The 16,835-nt window shown below is 34.0% G+C and carries 15 protein-coding genes; 1 reads left to right on the top strand and 14 read right to left on the bottom strand.

Annotated features, from left to right (window positions below):
- Positions 1-116: 116 nt before the first annotated feature.
- Together BUB63_RS00220 and BUB63_RS00215 are read right to left on the bottom strand one after the other, a co-directional pair.
- On the bottom strand, positions 117-1,124 hold the full coding sequence (locus BUB63_RS00220) for an asparaginase (RefSeq protein ID WP_073247567.1): 1,008 nt from the start codon (positions 1,122-1,124) through the stop codon (positions 117-119).
- A 12-nt stretch (positions 1,125-1,136) separates the two neighbouring features.
- Complete coding sequence (locus BUB63_RS00215; protein WP_073247566.1) at positions 1,137-3,095, bottom strand: molybdopterin-containing oxidoreductase family protein; 1,959 nt, start codon at positions 3,093-3,095, stop codon at positions 1,137-1,139.
- 110 nt (positions 3,096-3,205) lie between these two features.
- Between BUB63_RS00215 and BUB63_RS00210 the strand changes: the two genes are divergently transcribed.
- Entirely contained in the window at positions 3,206-3,976 is a 771-nt protein-coding gene (locus BUB63_RS00210; RefSeq protein ID WP_073247565.1) for a DUF7852 domain-containing protein, read from the top strand.
- Between the two features lie 311 nt (positions 3,977-4,287).
- On the opposite strand, the gene BUB63_RS00205 is transcribed toward BUB63_RS00210, so the two are convergent.
- The 12 genes from BUB63_RS00205 to BUB63_RS00150 form a co-directional block, all read right to left on the bottom strand.
- Positions 4,288-5,802 carry a sodium:solute symporter family transporter gene (locus tag BUB63_RS00205; protein WP_073247564.1) on the bottom strand — a complete coding sequence of 505 codons (1,515 nt, stop codon included), beginning with the start codon at positions 5,800-5,802 and terminating at the stop codon, positions 4,288-4,290.
- Positions 5,803-5,815: 13 nt separating this feature from the next.
- On the bottom strand, positions 5,816-6,271 hold the full coding sequence (locus BUB63_RS00200; RefSeq protein ID WP_073247563.1) for a hypothetical protein: 456 nt from the start codon (positions 6,269-6,271) through the stop codon (positions 5,816-5,818).
- A gap of 286 nt (positions 6,272-6,557) precedes the next feature.
- Complete coding sequence (phaZ, locus tag BUB63_RS00195) at positions 6,558-7,445, bottom strand: intracellular short-chain-length polyhydroxyalkanoate depolymerase (protein WP_027307951.1); 888 nt, start codon at positions 7,443-7,445, stop codon at positions 6,558-6,560.
- A 10-nt stretch (positions 7,446-7,455) separates the two neighbouring features.
- Positions 7,456-8,751 carry an acetyl-CoA hydrolase/transferase family protein gene (locus tag BUB63_RS00190; RefSeq protein WP_073247562.1) on the bottom strand — a complete coding sequence of 432 codons (1,296 nt, stop codon included), beginning with the start codon at positions 8,749-8,751 and terminating at the stop codon, positions 7,456-7,458.
- 15 nt (positions 8,752-8,766) lie between these two features.
- Entirely contained in the window at positions 8,767-9,795 is a 1,029-nt protein-coding gene (locus BUB63_RS00185; RefSeq protein WP_073247561.1) for a 3-oxoacyl-ACP synthase, read from the bottom strand.
- A 110-nt stretch (positions 9,796-9,905) separates the two neighbouring features.
- A complete protein-coding gene (locus BUB63_RS00180) occupies positions 9,906-11,297 on the bottom strand; it encodes a sigma-54 interaction domain-containing protein (protein WP_035165736.1) in 1,392 nt (463 codons plus the stop codon).
- A gap of 138 nt (positions 11,298-11,435) precedes the next feature.
- Positions 11,436-12,254 carry an alpha/beta fold hydrolase gene (locus tag BUB63_RS00175; RefSeq protein ID WP_027307955.1) on the bottom strand — a complete coding sequence of 273 codons (819 nt, stop codon included), beginning with the start codon at positions 12,252-12,254 and terminating at the stop codon, positions 11,436-11,438.
- Positions 12,255-12,265: 11 nt separating this feature from the next.
- Complete coding sequence (locus BUB63_RS00170; protein ID WP_027307956.1) at positions 12,266-13,465, bottom strand: ABC transporter substrate-binding protein; 1,200 nt, start codon at positions 13,463-13,465, stop codon at positions 12,266-12,268.
- Between the two features lie 31 nt (positions 13,466-13,496).
- Entirely contained in the window at positions 13,497-14,204 is a 708-nt protein-coding gene (locus tag BUB63_RS00165) for an ABC transporter ATP-binding protein (protein WP_073247560.1), read from the bottom strand.
- Positions 14,205-14,215: 11 nt separating this feature from the next.
- Positions 14,216-14,977, bottom strand: coding sequence for an ABC transporter ATP-binding protein (locus BUB63_RS00160; RefSeq protein WP_027307958.1), 762 nt, complete (start codon positions 14,975-14,977; stop codon positions 14,216-14,218).
- Positions 14,974-15,948 (bottom strand): branched-chain amino acid ABC transporter permease, encoded by a 975-nt coding sequence (locus tag BUB63_RS00155; RefSeq protein WP_073247559.1) that lies wholly within the window; start codon positions 15,946-15,948, stop codon positions 14,974-14,976. The genes BUB63_RS00160 and BUB63_RS00155 overlap by 4 nt, the downstream gene beginning before the upstream one ends.
- A 3-nt stretch (positions 15,949-15,951) precedes the next feature.
- Positions 15,952-16,815, bottom strand: a complete 864-nt coding sequence (locus tag BUB63_RS00150; protein WP_200790106.1) for a branched-chain amino acid ABC transporter permease — start codon at positions 16,813-16,815, stop codon at positions 15,952-15,954.
- Positions 16,816-16,835: the final 20 nt, after the last annotated feature.

Genomic DNA, 16,835 nt, shown 5'->3' with positions numbered 1-16,835 from the left:
TTGAGTTATCTCATTTTATAAAAACTATAAGCTTAATTATAAGTAAAAGAGTTCCACTATCAAATATTTGTTAATGGAACTCTTTTACTTATAAAATATTTTTTTTTAACATATTATCATATCTTTTTCATCTCAACAACCGCCCTAAGCTCTCCTACCTTAACCCCCTTATTATTTAGATTTGGAGGGTTTTTGAAGTTTAAGAGCCTATTTATTTCATTATAATTTAGTATCTTTAAATCCTCCAATATCTTCATTACCGCAGGATAAAGGGCTCTATAGTTTCCGTCCTCTATTTTAACTGCTATTCCTATTCCTAAATCCTTAATACCAATGCAGTACACAGCCTCTGCCCCAAGCTTTCCAATTAGTTTTCCACCCGCTGCCTTAATTAACTCTGTACAAAAACCATTAGTTCCTGCTACCATTTCAGGATGGGCTACCATAGAATTATATACCCTCTCTGCTGCAGCTTTATATTCTTCATTTAATCCATACCCTGTAACCATTCTTGCATAACCTAATGCCATATTATAGATTGGCATACCAAATACAGGAACACTACATCCATCAACACCTATTATAATCTTATCTTTATTAATATCACACACCTTTGCAACAACCTCTAATGTATCCTTCTGGACAGGATGTTCCTTTGTGTTGTAATCTATAAGTCCATATCCCTTATGAAGGCAGGTTGCAACAACTCCTATATGTTTACCTGAACAGTCTGAGTTTAGAGTCGTTATACTATGATTTTCCTTTAGCTGTTTGTGTCTATATGCTTGATTTATTGAATAGGTTTCCCCACATAAAAGAGCCTCTTTTTTAATGTTTATCTTTTTTAGCATTTCATTCAATGTATTAATATGAAATTCTTCACCATAGTGGGACGCACACATTATTGCTATTTCTTTATCATTAAAATTAAACCTATCTGCAGCACCAGATAATATTACATTCATTGTCTGTATTGGCTTTGCAGCAGAACGAATATAGGTAAGTTTATAGGCATCTCCAGAATATGCTAAAACCTTTCCAGTCTTATCTACAACCACCGCATCACCCCTATGAACACATTCCACCAAAGGTCCGCGAGTAACCTCCACAAATATTTCTGACATAATTTCATCCCCCTATTTTGCTTTTTCAATATTAACTTCTATGTTATGAAAAACTGTACAAAGTCCTATGTCGGTATTCTTCCCCTTAATTAATGAGTTTAAATCTATATCCTGTCCAAAGGGTACAATAACGTGTCCCCTTCTTATATCATATGTAAGTTTAGCATTTAGCTCTACACTTCCATTATCATTAAATACTCTTATTTTTTCTCCATCTTCTATATTAATCTCCTTAGCATCATCAATGTTTATATATGCATATGGATTATATAATTTATCTTGTATTGAAGGTATATTTAAATACTGTGAGTTTATTACATCTCTATTATGAATAGAAATGAGCTTAAAACCATTATTTAAATTGTTCTCCTTATATTTTGGCACACCATCAAAACCTTGTTCCTCAAGTAATATAGATTTGAATTCTATCTTGCCGGATGGTGTTTTAAATATCCTATCCCTATAAACTACTTCACTATAATCATCAGTTAAGTATGGCCCTTTTCTCAAATCCTCAATAGTAGCATTAATTTTTGAATATTTTAAAACTGACTCAATAAATTCTAAATTATTTTCTGGTATTTTTTCTTCATTAAGTTCCATCCTCTTTGCAAGTTCTCTATATATCCTGCTCTCGTGCATAGAATCTCCAAGCGGTTCTATAACCTTTTCGTGGAGCATAACATATGGATGCCAATAGGATCTTAAAACATCATAGTATTCAAAGGTAGAAGCTGCAGGAAGTATTATATCTGCATACTTTGCCGTCTCCGATACTACTGTATCAATACAAACTAAGAAATCAAGTTCCTTAAGTGCCTCCCTTAGAGCCCTTGAATTTGGATTTGACACTACTGGATTTGCAGCTTGAATTAGCATACACTTTATTCCTTTTTCTTTTATTTCTTGTCCCATATTTACTACATTTATTCCTCTTATATTTTTAATTGGTTTTAACATCTTTGGTATATTTAGCCTTGGCCTTGTATGATTTGAATATCTAAAACCACCACCAACTACTCCTACACTTCCAAGTAGTGCAGGTAAAAGGGAAATTGCCCTTACAGTTTGCCCACCTTGTGCTTGTCTTTGTATTCCAAAGCCACAAATCAATGTAAATGGTTTAATGCTCGCCATCATATCAGCTATATAAACTATATCTTCCTTTGAAACCTTTGTTATTCTCTCTGCATAATCTAAAGTATATCTTTTAGCCTCGGCCTTAAATTCATCAAATCCATATGTAAAGTTTTCAACAAAATCCACATCATACTTTTTATTTTCTATTAAATAATTGTGTATTGCCATTGCAAGAACTAAATCTGTACCAACCTCAGGGTTTATAACTAAATCTGCGTATTTTGCTGTTTCACTTTTTCTTATATCAATTAAAACAACCTTTGCACCCTTTTCCCTTGCCCTTTTTATATGAATTAATTCCTGAATATTAGTGTTAGCAGGATTTTTACCCCAAATAACAATAAGATTTGCATTTTCTAAATCCCAAGGAGCATTGTGCTCAACACTTCCATATGTAGCCTTAACTGCCTCAAGCCCCGCAGCAGAACATAGGTCTCCATAAACATATGTATACCCATTTAACTGATTTATAAAATTATTGTATACCTTTGAGGCTGTTCCTATCTCCCCTGCTCCCTTGTAAAATAAAAAGGATAAAGGCTCCTTTTCTTGTACTTCCTTTATACGTTTTGCAACTTCATTTAAAGCTTCCTCTATATCAATTTCTTTAAACTCTCCCTTTCCCTTTTCTCCAACTCTTTTTAATGCCTTCTTTAATCTGTTTTTGCCATAATTTCTACTTATATATTCAATTCCTTTTCTACATATTATTCCTTCTGTTGCCCTGTTTTCTTTATCTCCCTCAACTTTTGTAATTCTTCCATCTGTAATCTCTAAAATTAAAGAACAACCTCCATAACAATCCCTTGGACATACTGATTTTATCTTCATATAATCCCCTCCAAAAATTACTATAATAATTATACATCATCAAAAATAAATAGTAACCATCCTTTTAGCTACTTCATAATATAAAATGAAGTTTAATTTAGGGTGGTCAAATGAGTAGTAAATCTAAAAGAAGTGAAGAGTTAAATATTAAAGAAGAACCAAACTTAACTGTGGATATATTAGAGGATAATGAAAATACAGAGGTTGATGAGACTTCAAGAGGAGGTCAAGAGGGGGAATGTGATCCTATACTTATAAGCTCAAAAAATATACCTGAATGCAAAAATGAACCTGAAGAACCCTGCTGTAGTAATGTTAGTTATATAAATGTACCCGTTGTAATAAGCCAATTTAAAATATGCCTTCAACTTGAAAACTCAGTAAGGTTTTGCGAACCTGTTGTTTGTATAAAAGCATCTAAAAAGACACTTCAGCTAAAGGAATGTAAATTAATACCTGGAACTAAAAAGGTATTTATACGTGGTGTCATAAAAAAAGTATTAGAATACGCCTCTGCCCGCTGCCAAAGTTCAAAGGGCACAAGCGGAAATATTAGATATTTAACCTATCTTGTTCCCTTTGAGTGTACAACTGAAATAAGCTATATAAATCCACCTGAGATAAAGGCAAATAAGGAACAAAAGTTTATCCCCCTTGAATATCACTTTGTATGCGAAGATAAGGGATACTTTAATCAAAATATAATATGCGAAATAGTAAGGTATAAGATAAATGAACTTATGTGCCGTGAGGATGTGGTACCTGTTGAAAATATAAAGGGACAAGATTGCTTTTATAAGATGAGAGAAAAAATTGTTCTAAACCTTCATCTAAGGCTTATGCAGAATCAAGTTGTGTGTATGAATAAAGGGGCCAATTAGCCCCTTATACTGTTTAAAGATTTATATAACGATTAGCCCCAAGAAGGATTTCTTAGGCATTCGTTCATTTCGCCAAGCAATTCTAAGATTTTCTTTGTTTGAAAAAGTCCTACCCTCGCGATGCCATCGTCCTGATGGCCGCTCGGCTCGGCACGTCCTGTGCCGAATTACGGACTTTTTCAAAGTCGAAAATCAAGAATTGCTATAGCTTATGAAATATGCCGTTTTGAAATCCTTTCTTGGGGCTTTTTTCATAATTTAGCTAACGAACAGGTTTGTCAACAATCTGAGGGGCTAATTAGCCCCTTTTCCTATGCCTCTAATACTGCCTCAACCTTTCTATCAAGTTTTTCTTCTTTAGTCATATATGAAACAAGAATATATACAATTATAGATAGACATAGGGATAATGTACCATTGTATATTCCCTTTGGTGCAATATATGTTTTATAGAACCCTGCTCCTAAAACCTTTGCTATTTCAAGACCTACATTGCAAACAAGTCCTACTACTATTGACGCAAAGGCTGCCTGTTTTGTTCCTCTTGACCAGTTAAATCCAATACCAATAGCTGGTGCTAATGCTGCTGCAAAGGTACCCCAACCAAATGCACCAAGAAGAGCAATTCCCTTAGGTCCAAGTGTTAACGCAAGTACAACTGTAATTACAGCTATAACAACAACCACTATTCTTCCCATAAAAAGTTCTTGTTTTGAAGTTAGCTTCTTGTTAAAGGCAAAGGGTAAGTCCCTTACTGCACTTGCTGCAGCTATATTTATAAAGGAGTCTGCTGTTGACATTATTGCTGATGCTATACCTGCATATACAACTCCTGCTATTACCTTTGGAGTATAGTAGTTTAAGAATACAACTATTGTGTTGTCGGTTGATTTCTTTAATAGTTCTACTGCCTCTTTTGGTAGCTTTCCTGTTACTGATAAATATTTTACTGTTAAACCAACACCAAACCATAATAGTCCTGCAAGCATTCCACCTATTGCTGCAAGAACAACTCCCCATCTCATCTTTCTAACATCTTTAACCATATAGAATTTATGAACTATGTGGGGTTGTCCTACTATACCTATGGATAGGCAGAAGAACCAGCTCATTGTTGTTATTGCAGGCATTATACCCCAAGGATTCACAAATTTTGCACCTACCGCATCCTTTGATAGGGCATCAACAATATTAGCTGCCATATTTTGTGTTCCACTACCTGTAACTAAACATAATGTAAATATTATTATTGAAGCTATAATCATACAGGTTCCTTGAAAAACGTCTGTATAAACACCTGCAAGCATTCCTCCTGCAACAGAATATATAAGTACTATTCCCATCCCAACTAATATAGCCCATTGGAAATTTATTTTAAATATAGGAGATAAAATAAATGCAAAGGCTGTTATTTGATTTGCAAGATATAGAACAAGTCCAACTAATATTGCAACTGCTGCAATACCGCTAACCCACTTTGATTTATAACGTGCATATACTGCATCTGGTGTAGTCATACAGTCGTTTACTTCTGTTAGTAATCTCATTCTCTTACCAAGTATTATCCAGGCCATTGCAAAGGATATAGCTGTTGGGAAAGTCATCCAAAGAGAACCTTGTCCAATGCTAAAGTAAAGTCCTGGTCCTCCTACAAAAACCCATCCTGAAATCGCAGCTGAGAAGGATGCCATTGCAAGAGCTATAAGTCCAAGTTTTTTACCTGCTATAAAAAAGTCTGATGAGCTTTTTGTCTGCTTCATCGCATAATAACCTATTGCCAAAACCACCAACATATAAATAACCATAACAACTCTAATGGCTGACATTTTTATCCCCCCATTACATATTCAATTTGCCCTGTTTGTTTTCAGTCACTTCTATGTTTATATTAGCACCTGTTCTTTGATTAAATTCCTTAATATCTTCATTTGTTATGTAATCCTTATCAAACCTTAATGCATAAACTAAAGTTACAACTAAAAATGATGCAACCCATACACCATATACCATTATAGCTGTTGCCTTTGGAAGGCCTAAGAAATATCCAGTCACTTCAGTACTATTCATTGAAACCATAGAAGAAAAGGCAATTAACCATATTATAAGTATTGAAATAAGTGAAACCTTCGCCCTACCTCTAACGCCATCCTTCTTCATCGCACCAAGCCACATCCAAGCTATACATACAAAAGGAAAAGAAAGTGCAAACAACATATTATTTTTAGTAAATTGAGCTATTAACATTAATACTGCTGAAATCAAAATAACTAATACAGTTAAATCCTTCTTATTCATAACCAAACCTCCCCACTTATTTAAAATTTAAAGATAGCTTTTAAAAAATTTTAAAATCCCCCCTTTTTTTTATATAAGGTCAACTGCCATAGGGTCAGCTGCCTTTTAAAAAGTAAAAGCAAATTATATGCCATAAAATAGTCTTTAAATAATGTACTTTAAGCGGCTATCTTTTTTAAAAAATGTATATATTTTAGACACCTTATCATATTTATACACTTAAAGAAAAAAGGTGCCAAAACAGTATAAGGGGAAACTATGGTAAGTATTTGGCACCTTAAATTACTTATCTATAAAATTCCTTTATCTTTTGTAATACAAGCTCTATATTATCATAATGTGGAGTATGGCCACAGCCATTTAAAATTACAACCTCTGCATTATCACCAATTTCCTTTGCAGTAAAGTATGCTAAGTTTGAAGGAACAATCAAATCCCTATCTCCAGCAAAGATTCTAACAGGTATAGTTATATTATCGACCTCTCCACTCCCCTGTGTTACACCATTGTACATATGGGAGATGTTGAAGCTGTGGGCTGCCCAAGCTGCATCCCTTAGATTTCTTGTCATAAATATGTCATCTAAAAGCTTTTCATACTCTTCATCACTTGGCTTTACAACATTAAAAACAAGTTGATCCCAAAGATACTTAATAAAGGCTCTATTGTTATTTTCAAGTGCATCTATCATAGGTTTTAATTGTATTCTATCCTGCAATAGTTCTTCTTTATTTTGATAACATTCAGGTAAAAATTCGCCATTTGGTCCCTTTTTGTGATATGAATACCCTGAACAAGGAATTGATTCATAAAGTATTAGACTATTGGCATAACCTTGATAGTCTGCTGCAAATCTTTGGGAGATTCCTCCACCCATAGACCATCCTATTAGTAGAAAATCCCTTAAATTCAGTTCATCACATAGAAGCTTAATATCCTCTGCAAAGTCTTTGAATGTTTCAATTGGTCTATTGTAGCTTGATTCACCTGCACCTCTTAAATCTACTGCAACAACGTGGTATTCGTCTGCAAGTCTCTCTAACAGTTCTCCCCAGTGCCTTGAGGAAACCATATTGCCGTGTACAAGAAGAATTGTTTTTCCTTCTCCCCCTTCACGATAGCCAATTACCTCTCCATTTTTAAGCTCTACCTTTTTTAATTCTACCTTTCCCATAATCCCCCTCCTACCAAATCATATATTTTTCTGCATCCTTCTTTAATTGTTCTCTAAAGTTTGGATGTACAATACTAATTAAATTTCTTACCCTCTCTCTTATTGTTCTTCCCTTAAGCGGTGCAACTCCATACTCAGTTACAACATAATCCACATCATTTCTTGAAAGTGAAACTGCTGCTCCCTGTGAGAGCATTGGAACAATTGTAGATATTGTATCATTCTTTGCAGTTGAATAAAGTGCAATTATAGACTTTCCACCTACACTGTTTTGTGCTCCTATTGCAGTATCTGATTGTCCACCTGTTCCACTGTATTGAAGGTGTCCTATTGCCTCTGAACAGCACTGTCCAGTTAAGTCAACCTGAAGGGATGTATTTATAGAAACCATCTTATAGTTTTGACCTATAACATATGGATCATTGGTATAGCATCCTCTTTTAAATTCAACTGCTGGATTTTCGTCTATAAAATCATATAGCTTTTTAGTTCCAAGTGCAAAGGTTGCTATAAATTTATCCCTATGAAGTGTCTTCTTTTTATTTGTTATAACTCCTGCATTATATAGATCCACCATTCCATCTGTAAACATCTCTGTATGAACACCTAAATCCTTTTTATTTATAAGAGCCTTTGATACAGCGTTAGGAATTCCACCAATACCAAGCTGTATAGTCGAACCATCTTCAATAAGCTCTGCTATATAGTTTCCAATAATCATATCCTTTTCATTTGGTTCAACGATTGTAAGTTCTGGAGGTTTTCTATTGCTTTCATAAATGTAGTCTACCTCACTTATATGAACAAAGGTATCACCATAGGTCCTTGGATAATTTTCATTTACCTCAAGTATCACTATATCTGCCGCCTCAATATATTCCCTCTCATAGGTTACAGAAAGAGATAGGCTAAAATAGCCGTGCTTATCCATTGGTGTTGCCGTTCCAACAAATATATTAGGCCTTCTATATCCTAATCTTTGTCTTGCTGCAAGATGTAGGTGGTTTGGTAAAAAGCTTGCTGTTCTATTTTGATGTGCCTTTCTTGTAAGCGGACTATAGAACCAAGTGTTATTTATAAAATGCCCCTCCATATCAGGTTCACTTGTAAATTTGTAGTTAGCCATATTAAGACAAGTTAATACCGATACATTTTGAACCTCATCCTTTATCTCGTGAAGTCTTCCTAAAAAGTCCATAGGTTCTGCACCCGCAAGTGCTACACAAACTTCATAGTCGGATTTAACTAAATGCAAAATTTCATCAAGGCTTTTTAGCTTTCTATTATATTCTTCTCTAAAGTTCATAAAAATCCTGCCTCCTTAATCTTCAATTTTTCCCCATTTGATTGTATTTGCTGCCCAAGCATATCCTATGCCTGCACCAACCATAACAACAATATCTCCATCCTTAACCTTTCCCTGCTCTAAACCAAGCTTTAAGGATAAAATCTGGTCTATCTGTCCTATATGACCATAATCACATAGATAAACTGATTTTGATTCATCGAGTCCCAGCTCATTTAAAATATACTTATGTGCAGAATATTTAAAATGAAGTATTGCAAGATAACCTATATCCTCCTGTGAATATCCACTCTTTTTTAGCGAATCCCTTATAACCTTTAGGAAGTTTGGTGTTGATTTTTCATTTAACCTCTGCTTCATTCCCTCTACATCAAATACATCAAGGGACTTATACGCATAATCCACATTCTCTCTGTTAATTGGATTTACAGTACCACCGTATCTTACACCAACATCTCTTGCAAAGGAGCCATCGCTAATTATTGCAGACTCTAAAAGCTCATTTTTACCTAAATTCTTTTTAAGAATTAATGCACCACCACCTGCACCTAAGTTATACATAAAACTAACCCTATTATTTTTATAATCGATAAAGTCGCCGTTTCTATATCCACCTACAATTAAAACTGTATTTATTGAATCATCGCTCATCATCATATCCTTTGCAACCTTCATTGCAGTAATGCAGGTACAGCATCTTTGTTGCAGGTCAAAACCATAGGCCCTTTTTGCACCTATCTTCTCTTGTATGTATATTGCGGATGTAGTTAATGGATATTCCTTCCACTCTTCTCCTATGCAAATTACAACATCTATTTCCATAGGATCTATATTGTATTCCTTTAGGCAATTTAGTGCTGCCTTAACCCCCATCTCCTGTGTTCCATCATCTTCTCCTGGTATTGGCTTTTTATAAAATCCAAGTTTTTCTATAACAGCCTCCTCTGTCCAAACTCCTCCCGTTGCCTCGCTTACCTCTTTTGCTGTCATAAATTTATCTGGAATATAATAAGAAACCCCAGCAATTCCAACGTGCTTTCTCATAACATCACCCCTTAGCTTTTTTTATGAATATTGCAAAAACTATGCCAAAAAAAATAATTAAGGAGCACCATTTTAAAGGTACTCCTGTGTAACAAATTATTACATATGTATTATTTATTTTCACTCTCTATGTTATATTCTTCAATCTTTCTATATAAGGAAGCCCTTGGAATATTTAGCTTACTGGCTGCAAGACTCTTATTATTGTTGCACTCCTTTAGCGTACTTATTATTATTTCCTTCTCTATGTTCTCCATAATCTCCTTTAAACCTTGATTTTTCTTGTGTTCAATCCTAAAGGTCTTATTTAATATTGCTGCTGGAAGGTCGTTAACCGTAACTTCAGTATCATCTGCATTGACGCATATTCTCTCAACTATATTTTTAAGCTCCCTTATGTTCCCTGGCCAATCATAGTTGCACAATATATTCATAACTTCCTCTGGTATTTCCCTATAAAGTCCCGTCTCCTTATAAAACTTCTCTACAAAACTTTGAACTAAAAGAGGTATATCCTCCCTTCTCTGTCTCAATGGAGGAATATCTAAGGAAAGTACATTTAGTCTATAGTACAAGTCCTCTCTAAACTTACCTTCATTTACAAGCTGTTCTAAATTTTTATGGGTTGCACATATAACACGAACATCAAGCTTTACAACCTTATTTGAACCTATTCTTACAACTTCCTTCTCCTGCAAAACCCTCAAAAGTTTTGCCTGCATATATAGAGGCATATCCCCTATCTCATCTAAGAATATTGTGCCTCCATTTGCAAGTTCAAACTTACCAATGTTTCCTCCCTTTCTTGCTCCTGTAAAGGCACCATCCTCATATCCAAAAAACTCTGCCTCAAGTAGATTTTCTGGAATAGCAGAACAGTTTATTGAAACAAAAGGAAATTCATTTCTTTCACTTTCGTTATGAATAGCGTGGGCAAAAAGCTCTTTACCTACTCCACTCTCGCCTATAATCAAAATATTTGAATTTACTCTGGCAAGCTTTTTAACCTTAGATTTTGCCTGCTTCATAGGCTTTGACTCACCTATTATATCAGCAAGGGAATATTTTGCCCTATTCATCTTTGCTATCTCATTTTTATATAGATTAAGTTCTTTATGTATTTTCTCTATCTGTTCTGTTACCTGCTTTAGCTTTTCATAGTCATCAAATAGAAGCATTCCAAATCCACCTATTAGATTGTCCTTCTCATCTATTATTGGAATTCTATGTACAATTGCCTCTTTTCCATTTGAAAAAACGTGCCTTTTAGCCACCTCTGCTTGTCTATATTTTAATGTTTCTAAAAATTTAGAGGTAGGTTCAACCTCTGTAACAACCCTTCCTAATACATCCTCTTCATTTAAACCTAAAAATTCTAAAAAACATCTATTTATATAAACAATTCTTCCATCTTTATCTAAAAAGTCAACTGGAACAGGTAACTTATCAAATAAATTTTTACAAAAAAAATTGAATTCCTTTGTCTTCATAAAATTAATCATTCCCCTCACCCCAAATTCTTTTTAGTCTCTACTATATTTTATTATAAATAAATATAAATTATATTTGAATAAAAATATAAAATATTCTAAATTAAATAAGTAAACAAAAGGTAACAAGCACCTTTTGTTTACTTACTATCATTTAATCTTAATATCAAATTCTGCTGTCTTTAAAAATCCTATAACAGCAAGGGCAAATTCATTTGGTCTTTCATACATAGATGCGTGTCCTGCCTCTTTAATCTCTATCCATCTGCTGTTTTCTATTCTATTTTTTATTTCAAGTTGGTAGTATAAAGGAGTTATTATATCTAATTCACTGCTTATAATTAGAGTTGGAACTTTTATTTCTGAAATCCTATCTAAAATATTTAATTCATCTGCACTTTTAACAGCCCTTCTAAAACCATCATACCATTCTTTGGTAAATAAACTATCAAATAGCTCAATTCTATCGTTAATCCATTTAAAATTTTCTTCATAGAATCTTTGTGAATATATATAGGGTAGTGTCGCCTTCATAAAGTTCTTTGTATCATAAAGTGAAGCGGCATATTCCCACGCATCACCAATATGTTTCATAATTTTAGTTGTATATGCAGTTGTATTTGAAAGGATGAGGGATTTTAAAGTATTCTGATATTTTAATGCATAAAGCATTGCAACTTCTCCACCATAGGAGATACCAAGAAGGTTAAACTTATCTATATTGAGCCTTTTGGTAAGTTCATATAACATATCAGTATGCATATCCTGTGTATAAAAGGCATCTCCCTTGTCTGACCTGCCTTGGTCTATTAAATCCACCAAAACTACTCTATAATACTTTGAAAGTACTCCTACAAATGCTGACCAACTTGCAGTAGACATCATTATTCCATTTAATAGAATAAGCGGTTCACCTTCTCCATATACTTCATAGTACATCCTCTTATCGTTTATTATTTCAAATGGCATAATATCAACTCCTATTCAAGTCCAACAAAGTCTGATATCTTTTCAAATCTTGGCATCTTTTCATCCCAAACTGCCTTCATAAAATACATCTTTTCAACGCCATTTCTTCTGTCCTTTGTATAGGTTATACCCTTCGCAATACCATCATTCCAATCCTTAAATGTTTCCATAGCCTTTATATATCCTTCCCAAGATAAGTCATTTCCTGCTCTCTTTAATCCCTCTACAAATACCTCTGCTGCAACCCAACCAGCAGCTGCAAAGGCATTTGGTGTTTCATTTGGGAAGTATTTTTTATATGTTTCAATAAACTTTTTAGCTGCTTGATTATTTGGATCTGTTATATCTGGAACCCAAGCTGTAACAATAACACCATCTGCTGCATCCTTTGCAAGTGTTAGCATTGTTAAATCTGCATTGATATATGAAGTCATAAATTGAGTCTTAAAACCTTGCTTCTTTGCTTCAAGTAAAATACCAGGAACTGCCTTTTGATATCCAACAACAATAGTAACATCTGGCTTAACCTCTGCTGCCTTTTGAACGTGTGCTGAGAAATCAAGATCCTGTGTATTAAATGGAACCTCTGCCTTTAAAACATCCTCTTTACCCATCTTCTTAAGTTGTGCCTTAACCCCCTCAAGCTCTTCCTTTCCCGCATCATCATTACCATATATTATTGCAATAGAATTTGCCTTTAGATTATCTACAGCATATTTAACAAGTAGTCCACCTTCAAATGTATAGTTTGGTTGTACTGGGAAGTAGTTACCCTTTGCCTTTGCAAAGGCACTAACTCCTGTTCCTTGATATACTGCAGGTATTCCCTTTTCCTTGAAATAATCTAATGTTCCAAGACATCCTGGTGTACCAAGTTGACCTACAATAGCAAATACCTTATCCTTTTCAACAAGTTCTTCAGCCTTTTGAAGTGCTAAATCTGGCTTAAATTGGTCATCCTTTGCAATAAGTTCAATCTTTCTACCATTTACTCCACCTAAGTCATTAACCATATTAAAATAAGCCTGCATTCCGTGTAGCATAGGAACTCCAACTATTGCAATAGGTCCTGATGTTGGCCCTATTGTTCCAACCTTTATAGTCTTTTCGTCTACCCCTTGTGCTAATGTTGTTTTTGTCTCTTTACCACAGCCTGAAAGTAAAGATAGTGATAAGACAAGCGTTAATAGGATTGATAAGATTTTTTTCATAAAAAATTCCCCCTTTATATTTTTAAATTAATTATGCACCAAGATAAGATTTTCTAATGCCTTCATCATTTAAAAGTTTCTTACTATCTCCCTCTGATACTACTTGACCTAACTCAAGAACATAGCTGTAGTCCGATATTTTTAATGCCCCATTTGCGTTTTGTTCAATTAATAAGACTGTTACACCTTCACTATTTATTTGTTTTATTATCTTAAAAATCTCATTAACAATGATTGGAGCAAGTCCAAGGGAAGGCTCATCAAGCATCAAAAGCTTAGGTTTTGACATAAGTGCCCTACCAATTGCAAGCATCTGCTGTTCTCCTCCACTTAAGGTACCTGCCACCTGCCTTCTCCTCTCCTTTAACTTTGGAAAGAATGCATATACTCTTTCAAATTCCTCCTGTAAATTTACTTTTTTATTTCTCAAAACATATGCACCTATTTTTAAGTTCTCCTCAACAGTAAGCTGAGGAAATATTCTTCTCCCCTCTGGGCAGTGACTAATTCCAAGTGATACTATTTTTTCTGTTGACATATTTGTTATATCCTGTCCATCAAATAAAATAGTACCAGACTTATCTTCAACAAGTCCTGACACCGCCTTTAGGAGACTTGTTTTTCCAGCTCCATTTGAACCTAAAATACTAACAATTTGCCCCCCTTTTATATCTATATCAACCCCCTTTAGTGCATTAACATACCCATAGTTGACCTTTAGATTTTTAATAATAAGCATCTTATTCCCCCCTATCCTAAATATGCTTCTATAACCTGAGGATTTGTCTTAATTTCATTTGGGGTTCCTTCTGCAATCTTTTTACCAAAATTTAAAACTACAACTCTGTCACATATATTCATAACAAAGGGCATATGGTGCTCTATTACTATGATTGTTAAATTGAACTTATCCTTTAATTCCTTTAGCTTGTTTGATAAATCAATAGTCTCTGTATCATTCATTCCTGCTGCAGGTTCATCTAATATTAAAATCTTTGGATTTGAAATTAGTGCCCTTGCAAGTTCTACCTTCTTTTGTATTCCATAGGGAAGATTTATCGGATAGTAATAGGCATAGTTTCCAATACCTAATATATTTAATATTTCAAAGGCCCTCTTCTTTGCATCCTCCTCTATCCTTTTAACCCTTCTTGTCATTATAAGGCTTGAAAATATGTTATAGTTTAAGTTTCTATGCTGACCTATTAGGAGATTATCTAATACTGTCATATGCTTAAAAAGCTCTACATTTTGAAAAGTTCTAACTATTCCCTTATTTATTACATCGTGGGGCTTTAGTGAACTTACATCCTCCCCAAATACCTCAATTTTTCCTGTATCCTGCTTATAAAAACGACTTATTATATTAAATAGAGTTGTTTTTCCAGCACCATTTGGGCCTATTATACCAACTATCTCTCCCTCTTTAACATCAAAGGAAAGACTATCAATAGCTTTTAACCCTCCAAAGGCAATTGTTATATCTTTAAAGTTTAATGCCTGCTTGTTCATACCTTAACCCCCTCATCTTTAACTGCTGCCTTTTTCTTCAGCCACACCTTAAATCTTCTATATATATCAACAAGTCCATAGGGGAAATACATAACACATAAAATTAATAATAATCCTGTAAGTATAAAGGATGCATTTTGTACTTTTATATTCTTTAAAAATTCAGGAATCAAGGTAATAAAAAGTGCTCCAACAACAGATCCTTCAATTGAGGCAATTCCACCTATTACAATCATTGCAAGTATGTTTAAGGACATACCAACATCAAAGGTATTTGGGTATACTTGTCTAAATAAAAAGGCATAAAGACTACCTGCAACGCCTGCATATATTGCACTTATTAAGAAGGCTATAGTTTTATACTTTGCAACATCTATTCCAAGGGACATAGCTGCATATTCGCTATCTCTTATAGCCATTAGAGCTCTTCCTGTTTTTGTTTTAATAAGGTTTTTAGCAAATATGATTGAAACTACAATAAAGAAAAGGATAAAATAGTACATCGACAGTCTTGTTTTAAATTGATATCCAAATAAATTGGGTGGATTAATTCCCTTTATACCCGAAAAACCACCTGTTACACTTTCCCATTCCATAAATATATGGCTAAAGGCAACACCAAATCCTAATGTTGCGATAGCAAGATAGTTTCCCTGAAGTCTAAGGGCAGGAAGACCTAAAATAAATCCTAATATTCCACTTATTAAAATTACAATTGGAATTATAAGTATGAAGGAAAGATTACACTTTGTTGATAAAATTGCTGTGGTATATGCACCAATTCCTACAAAGGCAGCGTGTCCAAGTGAAATTTGACCTGCATATCCTAAAAGTATGTTAAAACCTATTGCAATAACAACATAAATTCCGGCCATATTTAAAAGAGTCATAAAGCTTCTATTAAAATTAAAAACTAACGGAAGAAGTATAAATATTGCTAAAATAATAACCTGTTTCATATATTTTTTCATACTCTACACCTTCCTTCTATAGCTTTTGCCACATAATCCATTAGGCCTTACCACTAACATTACTATGATTAATATGAAGGCAAAAACTGTTTTCCAAGCAAGGGATATATATTTACCAACTAAATTTTCAAGAATACCAATCAATACGCCACCAACTGCTGGGCCAACAAATGTATTAAAACCTCCTAAAACTGCTGCACAGAAGGATTTTAAATGCACTTCAGACATCATATTTATATCTAAAAATGTTGTTGGTGCAATTAGCATACCTGCTGTTGCTGCAAGCATTGAACTTATTATCCAAGTTGTTACTGTAACCCTCTTTACTGATATACCCATTAGCTTGGCTGCATCAACATCCTGTGCAACTGCTCTTATAGCTATTCCCTCCATAGTTTTGAAATAGAAGAAAAGTGACAACATAATAGCAAAGGTTATTAAAACTATTAATAGGCTGTTAGGTTCAAGGGATACACCAAGTATATTTATGTTTTTTGCATTTATTAGCTTTGGGAAACTCTTTGTCTCAAAACCAAATATATTTCCTGCAAGTCCATTTAAAATCATAATTAAGCCTAATGTTGCAATCATTATGCTTAAAACATTTGACTTTGATAGGGGCTTTATAATCAATCTATAAACAATTACCCCTAAAATACCAGCACAAATTATTGTTAAGGGAAAGGCTATATAGTATGGTAGTCCTACAAAGGTCATAAAGGTATATGCGATAAATGTACAAAACATTGCCATCTCGCCCTGTGCAAAATTTACCACATCCGATGTTTTAAATATTAAAACCAATCCTAATGCAGCAAGTGCATAAAGGCTACCTGTTATAATTCCACTTACAATTACCTGTGACATCACTCCACCTCCGTGTATAG

Origin of the sequence: Caloramator proteoclasticus DSM 10124, assembly GCF_900129265.1 — a bacterium.
Classification (GTDB): Bacteria; Bacillota; Clostridia; order Clostridiales; family Caloramatoraceae; genus Thermobrachium; species Thermobrachium proteoclasticum.
Note: the sequence above shows the minus strand (reverse complement) of the source record. Positions and strands in the feature narration are given on the sequence as shown.